13 protein-coding genes are annotated in these 16,317 nt (G+C 59.7%); 4 read left to right on the forward strand and 9 right to left on the reverse strand.

Annotated elements, in window-relative coordinates; translation table 11 throughout:
* The first annotated feature begins 23 nt into the window (after positions 1-23).
* Positions 24-632 (forward strand): TetR/AcrR family transcriptional regulator, encoded by a 609-nt coding sequence (locus tag F451_RS0110530; protein WP_020681335.1) that lies wholly within the window; start codon positions 24-26, stop codon positions 630-632.
* Between the two features lie 2 nt (positions 633-634).
* On the opposite strand, the gene F451_RS0110535 is transcribed toward F451_RS0110530, so the two are convergent.
* The 4 genes from F451_RS0110535 to bktB form a co-directional block, all read right to left on the reverse strand.
* Complete coding sequence (locus F451_RS0110535; protein WP_020681336.1) at positions 635-1,387, reverse strand: enoyl-CoA hydratase-related protein; 753 nt, start codon at positions 1,385-1,387, stop codon at positions 635-637.
* 147 nt (positions 1,388-1,534) lie between these two features.
* On the reverse strand, positions 1,535-3,328 hold the full coding sequence (locus F451_RS0110540; RefSeq protein ID WP_020681337.1) for an acyl-CoA dehydrogenase C-terminal domain-containing protein: 1,794 nt from the start codon (positions 3,326-3,328) through the stop codon (positions 1,535-1,537).
* Positions 3,329-3,421: 93 nt separating this feature from the next.
* Positions 3,422-5,557, reverse strand: coding sequence for a fatty acid oxidation complex subunit alpha FadB (gene fadB, locus F451_RS0110545; RefSeq protein WP_020681338.1), 2,136 nt, complete (start codon positions 5,555-5,557; stop codon positions 3,422-3,424).
* A 102-nt stretch (positions 5,558-5,659) separates the two neighbouring features.
* Positions 5,660-6,844 carry a beta-ketothiolase BktB gene (gene bktB, locus F451_RS0110550; RefSeq protein ID WP_020681339.1) on the reverse strand — a complete coding sequence of 395 codons (1,185 nt, stop codon included), beginning with the start codon at positions 6,842-6,844 and terminating at the stop codon, positions 5,660-5,662.
* A 172-nt stretch (positions 6,845-7,016) separates the two neighbouring features.
* On the opposite strand from bktB, the gene F451_RS26725 reads away from it, so the two are divergent.
* Both F451_RS26725 and F451_RS0110560 read left to right on the forward strand, forming a co-directional pair.
* On the forward strand, positions 7,017-8,054 hold the full coding sequence (locus F451_RS26725; RefSeq protein WP_020681340.1) for an AraC family transcriptional regulator: 1,038 nt from the start codon (positions 7,017-7,019) through the stop codon (positions 8,052-8,054).
* Positions 8,055-8,251: 197 nt separating this feature from the next.
* Complete coding sequence (locus F451_RS0110560) at positions 8,252-9,007, forward strand: DUF4197 domain-containing protein (RefSeq protein WP_205624003.1); 756 nt, start codon at positions 8,252-8,254, stop codon at positions 9,005-9,007.
* Between the two features lie 133 nt (positions 9,008-9,140).
* Here F451_RS0110560 and F451_RS0110565 read toward each other — a convergent pair whose 3' ends face one another.
* From F451_RS0110565 to F451_RS0110575, 3 genes are all read right to left on the reverse strand, one after another.
* Positions 9,141-9,824 (reverse strand): RES family NAD+ phosphorylase, encoded by a 684-nt coding sequence (locus F451_RS0110565; RefSeq protein ID WP_020681342.1) that lies wholly within the window; start codon positions 9,822-9,824, stop codon positions 9,141-9,143.
* 71 nt (positions 9,825-9,895) lie between these two features.
* Positions 9,896-10,282, reverse strand: a complete 387-nt coding sequence (locus F451_RS0110570; RefSeq protein WP_020681343.1) for an MbcA/ParS/Xre antitoxin family protein — start codon at positions 10,280-10,282, stop codon at positions 9,896-9,898.
* Positions 10,283-10,437: 155 nt separating this feature from the next.
* The gene (locus F451_RS0110575; protein WP_020681344.1) at positions 10,438-11,031 is read right to left on the reverse strand and encodes a gamma-glutamylcyclotransferase; all 594 of its coding nucleotides are present in this window, start codon (positions 11,029-11,031) and stop codon (positions 10,438-10,440) included.
* Positions 11,032-11,146: 115 nt separating this feature from the next.
* Between F451_RS0110575 and F451_RS0110580 the strand changes: the two genes are divergently transcribed.
* Complete coding sequence (locus F451_RS0110580) at positions 11,147-13,360, forward strand: dehydrogenase E1 component subunit alpha/beta (RefSeq protein WP_026291675.1); 2,214 nt, start codon at positions 11,147-11,149, stop codon at positions 13,358-13,360.
* 26 nt (positions 13,361-13,386) lie between these two features.
* Here the strand turns inward: F451_RS0110580 and F451_RS0110585 are convergent, their stop codons facing one another.
* A complete protein-coding gene (locus F451_RS0110585; protein ID WP_020681346.1) occupies positions 13,387-14,313 on the reverse strand; it encodes a histone deacetylase family protein in 927 nt (308 codons plus the stop codon).
* A gap of 64 nt (positions 14,314-14,377) precedes the next feature.
* Positions 14,378-16,144, reverse strand: coding sequence for an adenylate/guanylate cyclase domain-containing protein (locus tag F451_RS0110590; RefSeq protein ID WP_156826445.1), 1,767 nt, complete (start codon positions 16,142-16,144; stop codon positions 14,378-14,380).
* Positions 16,145-16,317: the final 173 nt, after the last annotated feature.

Consider the following 16,317-nt stretch of genomic DNA (forward strand, 5'->3'; position numbering starts at 1 on the left):
AGTTAAAAATCTAAGTTGCTCCCATGACAGACACCAAGCCTTATCACCACGGCGAACTTCGCCCCGCACTGATCGATGCTGCCAACGCCATCATTCGCGACGGCGGTATCGAAGGTTTATCCATGCGCCGACTGGCCGACCAGGTTGGCGTGTCACGCACGGCGCCCTATCATCATTTCAAGGATAAAAATGCCCTGCTGTGCGCCATCGCTGAAATCGGCTTTGAGGCCCAGGACCGCATGATCCGGGAGATACTCGACGTCGAGGACGACGCTAGCAGCCAGGCGCTGTTTACTCGGTGGGTGCGTGCCTATATCCGCTTCGCCAACGACAATCCACAAACCTACGACCTGATGTACGGCAAAGAGATTTGGAAGCGCGGCAGCCCCACGCCGTCGCTGCAACAGATCTCCAAGGCCAGCTTCCGCTTGTGGGTCGACCTGGTGGAACGGATGCAGCGTCAGCGGGTACTGCCCGCCGACCACTGCGCGCTGCGAACCGCGCAGGCCAGTTGGGCGGCACTGCACGGCTTGGCGCGCCTGCTGATCGACGGTATCTACGTGGAACGCCAGGACCTGGAAGAGATCGCCGACACGGTTGTGGCGCTGATCACCCGCTCAGACGCCAACTGACCCTAGGCGCCTGGTTTCATCAGCCCGCGCAGTACCTGCTGCGCCTCTTCGCCGGCAAGGCGCGCCATAAACTGGTCAATCTCGCTGTCGATCACCGCCGCCAGGGGCCGACCGGGATTCTTTTTCAACATTGCTTTGGCCTCCAGCAACGCCTGTGACGGTTTTGCGGCCAACAACTCAGCCATCGACCAGCTATGCGCCTGCAGCTGATCGGCTGGGCAAGCCTCGTTGACGATCCCCATCACGACCGCCGTTTCGGCATCAAACTTCCGGCCCGCCAGCAGCAGTTCTGCCGCCCGCCGGTGGCCCAGCATCTGTGGCAACAAGGCGCTGCTGCCGCCCTCCGGAACCAGTCCAAGGTCAACAAAAGGCAGTCGGAAAGTCGCCCCGGCGGCGGCGTATGCCAGGTCGCAGTGGAGCAACAGAGTGACGCCGATACCGACCGCCACGCCGTTGACCGCCGCCACTATCGGTTTTCGCTGACGATGGAGTTGCTGCAGAAATGCTCGCCCAGGACTATCTGTTTCGCCCCGCTCTGCCGCCGACATAAAGTCGGTAAGGTCATTGCCGGCACAGAAGCTGTCACCACTGCCGGTAAGGTGGATTACCGCTACCGCCGCGTCCCGGTCGGCCTCGGCAAACAGCTCGGTCAACACCTCGTACATCCCTGTGGTGAGGGCGTTTTTCTTGTCCGCACGCTGCAGGCTGATCGCAAAGATCTTGCCCCGGCGTTCGCCGCGGATCGATGTGTTCATCGTGTTTTCTCCGACTGTTGCTCAGCCTCTTGAGGCGCAGAAGCGCGATGGACTCCCAGCGTCGATACGCCTTCGACCAATACGGCCGCTACGGAGGCGCCCCCGTGCCCAGGAGGCTCAAAGGGCGCCGCCGTACGCGAGGCGAGATTAAAACGCCTGCGCGTCCATCGCCATCAAGGTCTCGCCGCTCGCCTCCAGGCTCCTGGCCAGGCCTTCGTTGCGCGACAACAGGCGCTGGAAGAAGAACCGGGCGGTGGTCAGCTTGGCCTGGTAGAAGGCCGTCTCGTCACTGCCCGCATCCAGCTTGTGCTGCGCAACCGCGGCACTGCGTGCCCAGATATACGCCAGCACCGTGTAGCCGGCATACATCAGGTAGTCGAAGCTCGCGGCCCCCAGCTCATCGGGGTTGCTTTGGGTGCGGGCTACCACGGTGTGAGTCAGCTTTACCCAGCGCTGCAGGTTGGCCTGCAGGGGGGCGACAAATTCCGCCATGGCCGCATTATCAGCCTGAGAATCGATAAAGGCGTTGGCATGGCCGATAAAGTGTTCCAGCAGTTCCCCTTTGGAACCGATCACCTTGCGCCCCAGCAAGTCCAGCGCCTGAATGCCGTTGGTACCCTCGTAAATCGGCGCGATACGGGCGTCGCGCAGGATCTGCTCCATGCCCCACTCGCTGATGAAGCCGTGACCGCCGTACACCTGTATCCCCAGGTTCGCAGCTTCGACGCCGGCTTCGGTCAGAAAACCCTTGGCGATGGGAATCAGCAGGGCCAGCAGCTTCTCGGCGTCCTCGCGGTCGTCCGGATCGGTCGCCTTATGGGCCCGGTCCACCTGCTGCGCCAGCAGGTAGGTCAATGCCCGGCCACCTTCGGCATAAGCCTTCTGGGTCAGCAGCATGCGCCGCACGTCCGGGTGGACGATGATCGGATCGGCGCTCTTATCCGGCGCCTTGACGCCACTGGCCGAACGCATCTGCAGGCGGTCCCTGGCGTAGGTCAAGGCTCCCTGATAGGACAGCTCCGCGTGACAAACGCCCTGCTGGGCCACGAACAGGCGGGCGTTGTTCATAAAGGTGAACATGCAGTTGAGACCACGCCCCGGCTGACCGATCAGGTAGCCCCTGGCGCCGTCGAAGTTCATCACGCAGGTGGCGTTGCCGTGGATGCCCATCTTGTGCTCCAGCGATCCGCAGGAAACACTGTTGCGATCCAGCAGGTTGCCGTCGCCATCGATATTGAACTTGGGCACCAGGAACAGGGAGATGCCCTTCACTCCCGCCGGCGCATCAGGCAAGCGCGCGAGAACGATGTGCACGATATTCTCGGCCATATCGTGATCGCCGGCGGAGATAAAGATCTTGGTGCCGGTGATGCGGTAGGTACCATCCTCGGCGGGCTCTGCCTTGGTACGCAACAGGCCCAGGTCGGAACCGGCGTGGGGCTCGGTCAGACACATGGTGCCGGTCCACAGCCCCTCGATCAGCTTGGCCAGGAACATGGCCTGCTGTTCAGGGGTGCCGTGGGCTTGCACCGTCGCCATGGCACCGTGACTCAGGCCGGGGTACATGCCCCAGGACCAGTTGGCGGTACCGTTGATTTCAGCGATCACCGCGGCCAGCGATTCAGGCAGGCCCTGTCCACCAAACTCGGGATTCTGGGCCAGCGACGGCCAACCCCCTTCCACGTACTGCTGGTAAGCTTCCTTGAAGCCTTCCGCCGTCCTGACCTGGCCATCTACCAGGGTGCAGCCCTGCTGATCGCCGACCTGATTGAGGGGCGACAGGACCTGGGCTGCAAATTTACCCCCTTCCTCGAGAATGGCATCGACCAGGTCGGGCGTCGCATCTTCGCAGCCATTCAGGTTTGCGTAGTGGCTTTCAAAGTCCAGGAGTTCGTTCATCGCGAAGCGGATGTCGCGCAACGGCGCTTGATATTCTGGCATAGCAAAATCCTCATGGGTGAAGGGAGCCCAGCCCGCGCGAGGCTCCGTGGCGCCGCGGCGCAAGCCGCGGCGCTCGATGTTTGAAGGTGACGATTAAAAGAAGGTTTTTTGCCCGGCACGCCGCTGGCGCAGACCGTCGGTCAGGCGATAAAGCGGGCCCTGGTTTTGGTGTTTTTCCACCAAATTGCAGAACACCTCGATGCCCAGGGTATCGATGTATCGCAGCGGACCGCCCCGGAAACGGGGGAAACCGAGGCCCAGCACCAGGCCCATGTCCACTTCCGCGGCACTGTCGGCGATGCCCTCTTCCAGGCAGCGCACCGCTTCCAGGCACAGCGGGATCAGCATCCGCTCGCCGATTTCATGGTCGCTGATTTCCGGCATCGAGGTGGCCAGGGACTCAACCAGGCCGTAGACTTCGTCCTCCGCCGCCTTAAAACGCTTACCCTGCTCGTCGACGCCATAGCGGTAGAAGCCGCGGCCGTTCTTCTGCCCCAGGCGACCGTTGCGCAGCATCGCTTCGGCCACGGTCTGGCCGTCGTGCCCCATTCGCTCCGGGAAGCCGTCGACCATGACCGCGTCTGCATGCACCAAAGTGTCTAATCCGACCACATCGGCCAAGAATGCCGGCCCCATCGGCCAGCCGAAACTCTCCATCACGCGGTCGATACGCTGGTAGTCCACACCGTCCTTCAGCAGGCGATTGAACGCATTAAAGTAGGGAAACAGGATGCGGTTAACCAGAAAGCCCGGACAGTCGTTGACCACAATCGGGGTTTTCCCCATGGACACCGCGTAGGCCACGGTGGTGGCAATCGCCGCATCGGAACTCTGCTTGCCGCGAATGACCTCCACCAGGGGCATGGCGTGCACCGGGTTGAAAAAGTGCATACCGCAGAAGTTTTCCGGATGCTGTAACGATTCGGCCAATTGGCTGATGGAGATCGACGAGGTATTGGAGGCGATCACCGCGTTGGGTGCCGCACGCTCCACTTCAGCCAGCACACTGGCTTTGACCTTGGGGTTTTCCACCACCGCTTCGATAACCAAGTCGACCGCGTCAAAGCCGTCGTACTCCAGGGTCGGCATGATGGTTTCCAGAACGGCGCGCCGGTTGGCGTCGCCGAGACGACCACGTTCTACCTGCTTGGCAAGCAACTTGTCCGCCTCGCGCATGCCAAGCTCCAACGCGTCGCCCGTGATGTCCTTCATTCGAATGGGGGTACCGGTGCTGGCGGACTGGTAGGCGATTCCCCCACCCATGATACCCGCACCCAAAACCGCCGCCTGACTGACGTTGCGTGCCTCGGACGTGGTCGCCTTGGCCTTGCGCTTGACCAGTTGATCGCTGAGAAACAGCCCGACCAGGCTCTTGGCCACAGGTCCCTTGGCTACGCCGGGGAAACCGTTCAGTTCACACTCAAGCGCCTGATCAAAGGGTAGCTCGGCATGTTCACGCACCAGCTCCAGTACCGCACGCGGTGCCGGGTAGTGATCGCCGTGCTGACGGGCGACTTGCTTGGCGGCCTCAAACAACTGCTGCTGGGCTGCCTCATCCAGCACCAGAGGGCGCTGCTTGCGCTGCCGCTCACTGGTGAAGTCGTCCCCCGCATCGATCTGCTGCAGGAGGAAGGCCCGTGCCTCGTCGCCCAACTGCGCATCGGCAACCACCTGATGAGCCACGCCCGCTTCCAGGGCGGCGCCGGCACGCTGCGGGCGTCCTGACAAGATCCACCCCAACGAGGTGGCAATACCGGCCAATCGAGACAGACGCACCGTGCCGCCCCAGCCAGGATAAATACCTAAGTTCACCTCAGGCAGGCCAACACGTGCCGCTTCACCCAGCACGCGGTAATCGCAAGCCAGCGTCAGTTCCATGCCGCCCCCCAGTGCCATCCCGTTGATCGCCGCCAGCGTGGGATAAGGCAGGTTTTCCAGTTGCTGGAACAGCGCGTGGGTCTGGCGCAGGCTGGCTGTCAGCGCGGAATGGTCCAGTCCGAACAGCTCGGAAAATTCGTTAATGTCGGCACCGACGATAAAATCCCGCTTGCCACTGGTCAGCAGCAACCCTTGCACCCCGCTCTCCTGCTGCAGCAGTTCAAGCGCCTGATGCAGCTCGCTCAGGGTAACGTGATCCAACGTATTGACCGGCCCATCGCGACGCTCGAAACGCAGTTCAGCGATGCCGTGATCCACCCTCAACTGCAACCTGAATCCATTAAACAGCATATTCAACTCCGATAATCTGATACGTTTTGAGCGCCGCCCATGCCAGCGAAAAAGTAGCCAACTCCGGCCAGCGCCTGATCAAAACGCTTGGAGGGAAAAGAGTTACAGGCGCTCGAACAGCGCGGCGATACCCTGACCGCCGCCGATGCAGAGGCTGACCACGGCGTAACGCCCCTCGATGCGCGCCAGCTCATGCAGCGCCTTGACGGTGATGATGGCGCCGGTGGCTCCCACCGGATGACCCAGCGAGATGCCGCTGCCGTTGGGGTTGAGCTTGTCAGTGGGAAGTTCAAGATCTTTGGCCACTGCCAGCGCTTGTGCGGCGAAGGCTTCGTTAACTTCCCACAGGTCGATATCGCCAACCGCCAGATTGGCCTGTTCCAGCAACTGCCGGATCGCGGGCACCGGGCCTATCCCCATATACTTGGGATCCACACCCGCAAAGCTGTAGCCCACCAGACGCGCCATCGGCTTGAGTCCCTGCGCCTCGGCCGCGCCCCGCTCCATCAGCATCAGCGCGGCGGCGGCATCGTTAAGACCCGACGCGTTACCGGCGGTGACAGTGCCATCACGTTTGAATACCGGCTTCAGACCGGCCATCTCGTCGGTGGTACAGTTGTGGCGCACATGTTCGTCGGTATCGAAAAGGGTAACGCCCTTGCGAGATTTCAGTTCCACCGGAACGATCTGCTCACTGAAATAGCCCTGCTCCAGCGCGCGCTGGGCGCGGTTGTGGCTTTGCGTGGCGGCCTGGTCCTGTTCCTCGCGGCTGATGCCCCATTTCTCGGCAATGTTCTCGGCGGTCATGCCCATATGGACCTTTTCGAACGGACAGTTCAGCGCCGCCACCATGGCGTCAACCAGTTGGCCATCACCCATGCGGTAGCCGAAACGGGCATTAGGCAGCCAATACGGCACTCGGCTCATGTTTTCGGCACCACCGGCGATCGCACTGTCGCAAACCCCGGTCTCAATCTGTTGTGCGGCGCTGATTACCGCCTGCAGGCCGCTACCGCAGAGGCGATTCACCGTGACCCCGGGAACCGTCTGCGCCAGGCCGCCCTTAATCGCAGCAACGCGAGCCATGTAAGCATCGGCAGGTTCGGTGTTAATGACGTGACCAAAAACACTGTGGCCAACCGCCTCAGGCTCCACGCCCGCCCGACTCACCGCCTCGCGCACCACTAAGCCTGCCAAATCACCGGGGGCATGCCCCTTGAGGCTGCCGCCAAAGGTACCGATAGCGGTACGAACACCGCTCAAAACCACCACTTCACGCTTGCTCATTATTTGCTCTCCCCTGTACGCCTAAAGCTGGGCGTTTATTTGTTGTGCCCAAACGGGCGATGGCCACAGCATGTATTAAGGGATAACCCTCATCAATCTCTGGTCGCAATTGGTGAAACGAATGGCGCTATAGGTTAAATTAAATCAAAGCAGGCCACTCTCAGGGGGAGTTATGACCGTTACGCAACAGGAAGGGACTGTTATTGGAGGCTGGGCCGTGGCCATTGCCCGCGCAATCGATCATTACAAACTCGATGCGGAGGGTCTTTTTCGCGCCAATCGAATCAATCTGTCACGCGCCCTCGATACCAACGCGCGTTTTCCGGTGACTCGGATCAGCCAGGTACTCCAGTCAGCCACAGTGGCTAGCGGCGATGACAGTTTTGGGCTGATGGTGGCCAAATATATCCGCCCGACCTCCTGGCACGCGCTGGGAATCTCGATCTGGGCCAGCGCCTGTATGGAAGAAAGTTTTCAGCGTCTGATTCGTCACCAGCGCATGTTCAACACTGCGTTAACCATCGCCATGGAATCAGACGATTCAGGGGCCGCGATTACGATGAGCTTTCCGCGGTGGTATAAGGAGCTACTACACGATGTCGACATGGATGCGATCATGGCCACTGTCGCCCTCACTGGGCGGCATATCGCTGAAGGGCAATTCAGACCGCTGGAAGTATCTTTTACTCGCCCACCCCCAAAGAATATTGAGGGGTTTGAACGGCTTTTCCGCTGTCCGGTCAAATTTTCGGCGCCAGCCAACCGGTTGCTGATTGACAGGGCTGACCTAAGCAAACCGCTACCCACACGCAACGCCGAATTAGCAGTGCTGAATGACCGTTTGATCACCGAGTACCTGGCACGTTTGGATCGTCACGATGTGGTCAACCAAGTCTATGCCAAACTTTTGGAAACCTTGGAAGCGCAACATGCCGACCAAGCTGAAATCGCTCGCGCACTTTATCTGAGTCCGCGTAATCTGCAGCGCAAGCTAAAACTGGCGGGCACCAGTTATCAGGAAATTCTCGATCAGCTGCGCAAGGATCTAGTGCTGCAGTACCTGCAACAATCGCACCTTTCAATCAATGAGATCGCATTCCGGCTTGGCTTTGCCAAAGTGGGAAGCTTTACCCGTGCCTTCAAAAACTGGACTGGCTTATCGCCACAGCAATACCGAGCCAAAACCGAAAGTTCCAGGGACAGGAGCTAGGGAATCTATGAACAAGTCCCAGTTGTCCTCTGCGGGTCCTGAAGCGTGCAGCTGCTAGCCGGTAGCTATTAAGCTGGCCTTTTTTCGGTTACGTGATCCTTTATACTTGCGGTCTTTTTGTATTAATTAAGCTGCACCTTCATCAGTTCATCGGAGAACCCATGGCACGCTTGCATTACCTGTCGACCCCCATTCTTGTGGCGAGCCTGCTCGGCGCGTCGTTGAACTCTTATGCAGACTGGAAAGATGTGCTGAACAAGGCGCAGGACACCATGACGCAAATCCAGGGTGCTAATAATACAACGGCTAATACAGCTGCGACCGATGCCGCGATTGCGGGTCTTTCCAACAGCGATATCACCAGCGGACTCAAAGAAGCCCTGATACAGGGTTCAAAAACTGCGGTCGCATCGCTGGGCACCGAAGGTGGTTACCTCGATAACCCGGCGGTACGGATTTCCTTGCCAATGCAGCTGCAGATCGTTGAAAAAGGTCTGCGTGCGACGGGCCAGGGAGCGCTGGCCGATAATTTCATCACCACCATGAACCGCGCGGCCGAGCAAGCTGTGCCGCTGGCCAGCGACCTGTTCGTCGACACGATTCGGGACATGTCAGTTGAGGATGCCCGCAGCATACTGCAAGGGTCGGACGACGCAGCAACAGCGTATCTGCGCGCCAAAAACAGCGACAAGCTGAACGCGTTGATGCGCCCTATTGTCGCGGATGCCACAAACAAGGTGGGTGTGACCAGCGCTTATAAGGTCATGTCCTCACAAGCTGGAATGCTTGGCAATGTCGCAAGCCTGGGTGCACTGGATCTCGATACCTATGTGACCGAACAGGCAACGGATGGCCTGTTCACGATGATTGCGGCTGAAGAAAAACGCATTCGGGAAAACCCGGCCGCCCGCAGTACAGAGCTGCTGAAAAAGGTCTTTTCAAGCGCTTTGTAAGAACGCGTCCAGGTGTCCCGCGGGGTGGCCTTGTTCGGTGCCCTGCCTTGCCTTTTTACTTCATGTTGACTGGGCAATTAAGCCGATAACCTTCTGTATTTAAAGCGTTTAATTTAAATGTTAGCGCCACATGTCAGGCAACGGCTTCAACCTTCAGCACGGCGGTAATCGCCTGGGCATGGCCGCTCCATACGTAGCGGTAATGACTGCCCTGTACCGGAATGGTCAAGGCGCGGGGCTTGAAGGCCGCAAGACATTCTCCGCCGCTATCCCGCACGCTGGGGTAGTAAAGACCGGGGCTTTCCTGCTCGCGCAACTGGCGAGCGAAGCGCTGTGACGGTCCGTAATTGTCGGGTTGGTGCAGCTCGCAAAAATTCTCTGCGCGAATGTCGTGTAGCGGCTGTGCCACCTTGCCGACATATTCACGCAGCGTCAGTTCGGTATCGGGTTCCTGGGTCGCCCGCAGGAAAGTCTCGCGGTGATAGCGCGTTTCGGCGATGGCGGTTTGCAGGGTTCGGGCGGCGTAATAAACGCCATACCGGCCATCGGTGAATCGGCTCGCCACGCCGATGTGCGTAAAGGCCGCCATGACGGGTGTGGAGCCCGGGCCGGCTATGCGGTCTGGTGCGGCCACCAGGCGCAGCTCGCCTGCCTCATCGCGCAAGCGGTCATTGGTGAGGGCTTCCACGGCATAAACGATTTCCAGATCCGCGGGATCAGCCACGGTTTCAAACAGACTGATGGGGGGAAAGTGACTCGGCACCAGACGGTGCGCCTTGTCCCAGTCAAGGTCGATCAGTGCCGGCATGGCATGCATGAATAAAGGCCTTTAAGGGTGAACGATTCGGTGTAAATGGCATGGAACCAGTGACCACTGGTAAAGGGCTTCTAGCCTCGGGCGTGATCCAGATAGCGGCGCACATCGGCCAGGTTGATCAGGCTGCCCTTGAGCATCACCGCAAGCGCGGATTCGCCACCGAAATAGGCGTTTGCCTTGCCAGGCCAGGCGTTGGCCTGTTCTTCGGTTGGAAACAGGATACGCAGCGCCTTGTAGATACCCATTACGTAGGAAATCCGTTCCAGGGTATCGCGCGGCAATGCGGGCCCCTCGCCTTTGCGCCACTTGTAGAAGGTGGAACGCGCCGGTTCGCCGAGCAGAATCTGTTCCTGTTCACGGCTCAGATGCCATGCCGACGCGATATTGAAGAATACCTTGAGGGAAACCTGTGAGACCCGCCTGGGGTCCTGCTGTCCCAGTTCGACGCCCTGCTTCATGATGACAGCCCTGTTATACGATACATGGGCTTCAGTTTAGTCTCTCTGGAGATTTTTATCCATATTTGTATCTATGCGGACTGGGTTACGGGCGGCCGTTCGAGAATGCTGGCCATAGCGAGGTCAGTCTGATGTGAACGCCAAACTCAGGTGGTTCACAGTGGGTTGAGTGCCCTCGGGCAGCTGCCTAACGCCAGGCGCAGCTGCATTTCGATTTCAAAGACATGCGCATCATGGTCGCCGAGACTGCGCAGGGATTCGGCCAGATGCAGCAGGTAGTCGGCATTGGGGCCGCTGGGCCCGGTGGCAGTGGCTATCTGCAGCGCGATTTCGCTTTCGCTCGCAGGTCCAAGAAAGGCGCTGTTGTCGGGTGTGGCGATATACACCAGCCCCTGGGCATGACGACCGTCATCGAAGGTCATTTCGGTGCAAAAGCGCAGATAGCCATTCTTTTCGCGAAAATCCAGCTGCTCGAACACCTGTGGCGAGATCAGATAGGCCATGCCTTTGCAGCGCGCCTGCGGGGTTTCGATCAGGGTTGCGACGCGTCCGGGCGCCTCAAGGGTGCCACGGTGATCGTGGGAGCCTTGCCAAAAGCGACGTGACCAGCCCGTGATGCTGGCGCTACGCCGCTCAATAAAGGGAAAGTCCGCCTTGAAGATCAGCGAGCCGTAGCCGAACAGCCATACGGCCTCGTGGTCGTCAAAGCGAAAGCGCGTGCGGTTTACTTCAAGGGTATTGGCGGACATTGGGTATGGCACCGGCGCAAACAAAAAAGCATACCCCAGCTTTGGGATCCGTTGCCAGCCGGCTAACTGCCGCCGCCTCGGCCATACTCTGAGAATACCTCAGGGAGACATGGCCATGCAGAGTCGAGCCGAGATTGTCGACCAAAACTTCGTGCAGCGGGTAGAAGGCGGCGATCTTCCGGAGCCTGCTATTCGGTTGAGCCTGCAGGATGCGGGCCTCAGTGCAGCGCAATTGCTGCAGTTGTTCGAGAGCCAGGTGCTGAGCCGTCAGCTCGACCTGTGCTCACGAAAACTGCAGGCACGGGGTGAATCCTTCTACACCATCGGCAGTGCCGGGCATGAGGGTAATGCCGCCATCGCTGCGGCTTTTCGGCCGGATGACATGGCATTCCTGCATTACCGCGATGCAGCCTTCTTGCTGCAGCGTGCCCGCCAGGCCGGTGGCTCATATCCGATCTGGGACATGCTGTTGTCCTTCGTGGCGTCCAGTGAAGATCCGATGTCGGGCGGGCGGCACAAGGTGCTCGGCAGTGCGGCGCTATTTGTACCGCCACAGACCAGCACCATCGCCTCTCACCTGCCCAAGGCGCTTGGCACGGCGCTGAGCATTGCGCTGGCGCGGCGGCTCAAGCATCGCGGTGCCCTGCCTGCGGATGGCGTCGTGCTTTGTTCCTTTGGTGATGCCTCGGCCAATCACAGCACGGCACTGGGCGCCGTTAACAGTGCCTGCTGGACGGGCTATCAGAAGCTTCCGCTGCCGCTGGTGTTTATCTGTGAAGATAACGGCATTGGCATCTCGACCCCCACGCCACAGGGATGGATTGCCGCCTGTTTCAGCCAGCGCCCGGGTCTGCACTACCTGAGTTGCGACGGCCTCAACTTGCTCGATACGTACCGCTGTGCGCGACAGGCCGAGCAGCTGGCACGGCGTCATCACCGACCCGTATTCATGCATATGCGCTGTGTGCGCCTGCTTGGCCATGCGGGCTCGGACGCCCAGAGCGCCTATTTGAGCGCCGCGCAAATAGAACAAACTGAGGCCCAAGACCCGTTGCTGCATTCGGCCCGCCTGTTGATTGAACTCGGCCTTCTAAAGGCTGATCAGATCATTTCGCTTTACCAGAGTACGGCAGTCGAAGTTGATGTGATGGCGGAGCGTGCCATTGGCAGGCCCAGGCTCGCCACGGCGGCTGAAGTGATGGCGCCCATCGTGCCGCCGCCGCGCGCCGTGCCAGCAGTGGCGCCACTTGACGCGCAAGCGCTTGAAACCCTGTTTGCCCGTGACCGGACCCTGCTGGCTCAGCCTCAGCCCATGGCGCGGTTGCTGAACTGGACGCTGGCGGAGTTGATGGCCACACACAGCGAAATACTGCTAATGGGCGAAGATATCGGCCCTAAAGGCGGCGTTTACAATGTCACCGGCAAACTGTGCGAAAAGTTCGGCAAGCATCGCGTGATCAATACCCTGCTGGACGAACAGAGTATTCTGGGACTCGCGCTGGGTGCTGCGCACAACGGCTTTATTCCGGTGCCCGAAATCCAGTTCCTGGCCTATGTGCACAATGCCGAGGACCAGATCCGTGGCGAGGCGGCGAGTCTCAGCTTCTTCTCCAATGGGCAGTACAGCAACCCAATGGTGATCCGCATTGCCGGGCTCGGGTATCAAAAGGGCTTTGGTGGTCACTTCCACAACGACAACAGCCTTACCGTGTTTCGTGATATCCCGGGGTTAATTATGGCGTGCCCGAGCAGCGGGCGTGATGCCACCGGGCTGTTGCGCGAATGTATTCGCCTGGCGCGCGAAGAGCAGCGCGTTGTCGTGTTCATCGAGCCCATTGGGCTTTACATGGTGCGGGACCTCCTCGTAGCCGGCGATGGGCTCTGGAGTTTCGACTATGTGCCCGCACGTGACAGCACACCGATAGCGCTGGGCGAAATTGGTGTGGAGGGTGATGGTCGGCAATTGGCCATCATCAGTTATGGCAATGGCTATTACCTGAGTCGGCAGGCGGCCAGTGATCTCGCCGAACAGGGCATCGCATTGCGCCTGATTGATCTGCGCTGGCTAAAGCCCCTGCCAGATGCCGCCATTGTGGAGGCGGTGTGGGACTGCGAGGCCGTGCTGATCGTGGATGAATGCCGGCGCAGTGGTTCCATCAGCGAAGCCCTGATGACATTGCTGATCGAGCAGATCGACGTGCCACCACGGCTAAAACGCCTCTGTGCCGAAGACAGCTTTATTGCGCTGGGTCCGGCGGCGACGGCGACCCTGCCGAGTCGCGCAACTATCGGCCAGGCCGCATTGGCACTGGTGCGTGACGGGGGTTAGTAAACAGGTGCCCAGCCTCGTGCTCTCTAATGCGCTTCCAGCAATGCCCGCAGGTGTGCCTCGGCACTGCGGCCGAGTGCCGGCAGGTTATAACCCCCTTCAAGCACCGACAGAATGCGCCCGCCAGCATACCGACTGGCGGCCTCCCCGATCAGGCCCGTAATCCAGTGGAAGTCTTCAGTGTCCAGCTGCAATTGCCCGAGGGGATCGTCGCGGTGTGCATCAAAGCCCGCCGAGATGAAAATCATGTCCGGGCGATGCCGAGCCAGTGCCGGCAGCCAGTCGCGCTCGATCGCCTGGCGAAAGGCACTGCTCGCGGTTCCCGCCGGCAGCGGTGTATGGACGATATTGGGACGCTGGATGTCCTGGTAGCGAAACGGATAAAAGGGGTACTGAAAGCTCGAACACACCAGGACTTCGGGTCGGTCCTTGAATATATCGACGGTGCCGTTGCCGTGGTGCACATCGAAATCCAGCACGGCAACCCGTTCGACAGCAGTTTGCTGCAGCGCCCACTCCACCCCGAGGGCGATATTGTTGAACAGGCAAAAGCCCATGGCGCTTGCATGCTCAGCGTGATGCCCCGGCGGGCGCACGGCACAAAAGGCATTGTGGCAGCTGCCGCTAACGACCCTTTGGGTACCAAGCAGCACAGCACCTGCGGCCAGGCGCGCAGCGTGAAAACTGTGCGGGTTCAGCGCGGTATCCGGATCCGCGTAGTTGTATCCCTGCCGCGGGCAGAGCGCTTCAATCTCGTGAATGTAGCTGCCCGGATGGGCCAGTGCGAGCTGATCGCGGATGGCCGCGGTGGGCGTCAGACAGTCGAGCTGTTCTAGCAGGCCGCTGGCGCCAAGTTGTGCCGTGATGGCCTGCAGGCGCTGCGGGCTTTCGGGATGGCTGGCGCCCATTTCATGCAGCTCGCAGTCGACATGGCTGATGTAGGCTGTGATCATGAAAATCCCCTTAATTACAAAATGTTAGATCGTAATGTGCATCAAATACATAGCTTTTTTAATGTCACTCAACGCTGGCCACGGTGGGCGCGTGGTGCTTTCGCCCGCGCAGCATATAGGTGTGCATTTTGCCTTTGCCCTTGATGCTGATCAGGCCGCGATCATCGAACAGGTAATCGTTGCGCAGGTGCTTCCAGGTGTTTTCAGTTACCTGGATGCAGCCTTCAACGCCTTGGGATTCCATGCGTGCGGCGATATTGACCGCATCGCCCCAGATGTCATAGATAAACTTGTGGGTGCCGATAACCCCTGCCACAACGGGCCCGCTGTTAATGCCGATGCGCATGTGCAGGTCACTTTGATGACGCTGATTGAAGCTGTTGATGGCTTCCAGCATGTCCAGCGCCATTTCGGCAATGACCCGGGCATGGTCTTTGCGCTCAATCGGCAGGCCTGCACCCACCATATAGGCATCGCCAATGGTTTTGATTTTCTCCAGTCCGTGCAGTTCGCTCAGGCGGTCAAACTCGGAAAATATTTCGTTCAGCAGACTGACCAGCTCCACCGCTGGCAGGTTGGATGACATCGGGGTGAAGTTGACGATATCAGCGAACAGAATGGTCACCTCCGCGAAACTGTCGGCAATGGTGTCCTCACCCTCCTTCAGCCGCTCGGCGATGGGGCCCGGCAGTATGTTGAGCAGTAGCTGTTCGGATTTTTTCTGTTCAAGGGCAAGGTCCGCCAGGGTGACCTGCAGTCTGTCGATCATGCGATTGAAGTTGTGCGCCAGGACGCCGGTTTCATCCTCGGTCATAACCTTTGCCCGAATGCTGAGATCGCCTGTGGCAATCTGCCGTGTCGTGGCGGTCACCGCCAGGATCGGCCGAGCGATCTGCCGGGCGATCAGGTAGGTGCCAAGTGCCAGAAGCGCCACGGCGGCCAGACCGAGCAACAGCATGAGCCAGCCCAGTCGGGTTGCCGGCTGCAGCGCTTCGCTGACACGAATTTCAGTCAACAGGGCCAGTTCCAGATCCGGCAACCAGCGATAGCTGCCGATGACGGCCTGGCCGGCGTAGTTCGTATAGAGCCCGGATCCATTTTGCCCCTGTACCGCGGTGTCGATCCCCTGGCTGTGAGCGCCGCTGGGATAGGCCTCGGCGCCGAAACGTGCCATCGATAGAAAATGATGGCCGGTATCCACGAGGTAGGACTCACCGGTACGTCCCAATCCGCTGCGCTGGCTGACGATATCAACCAGCACCGGCACCCGGATTCGGGCGGCAAGCACACCCAGTGGCTCGCCATCGCGACCGGTCAGCGGCGTGGAGACGATGAGTGTCGGCAGGCCGGTATCGGGCGCCAGGTACACCGGCTGGATATAGGTATGTTCGCGGCCTTCGATAAAGAACGGGTCAGTGTTGTAAACCTCGCCTTCCTGGTCCGGGTCGGTAGAAAAGAAAACCCTGCCTTCCTCCTGGTTCAGCAGCATCAGTCCGGTCAGGTCGGTGGCCGCGGCCGAGCCATAGTCGAGGAAGGTAGAACGGAATAGCGTGTCGGCCATGGCCATATAGGTCGCCTGATACTGCTGATTGCCCGGCGACAGTCTCAGCAGTCCACTGATGGCATCCCGCAGCTCGTCGACAGCGGCGATTTTACGCACGATGTCGGCCTGATCGGTCATAAACGCATAGATCTCCCGCTCTCGCTGCTCGGCAATCACGTCGAACCGGTCGATGGCCATGCGTTGCAAAATGCTGGCCGACAGCATATAGGACACCACGGCCAGGGTGATGACCACGGGCAATGACACCAGCAATATGTAAGCAGTCATGCGGGCTTTGAGATTTCGCCGCAGCATGGCAGTGCCAGGAAAACGCATCGGCTTCGATCCGGTTAGTGAAACGTCGGCAAACTTCGAGTATCCGTGGCATTCGGGCAGCCTCAGCCGTTTGAGAGCGGGTGCTGCATTCCGATTACCCTGTGTGAAGGTTAGCGGCTTTTTGG

This window comes from Marinobacterium rhizophilum DSM 18822 (assembly GCF_000378045.1).
Classification (GTDB): Bacteria; Pseudomonadota; Gammaproteobacteria; order Pseudomonadales; family Balneatricaceae; genus Marinobacterium_A; species Marinobacterium_A rhizophilum.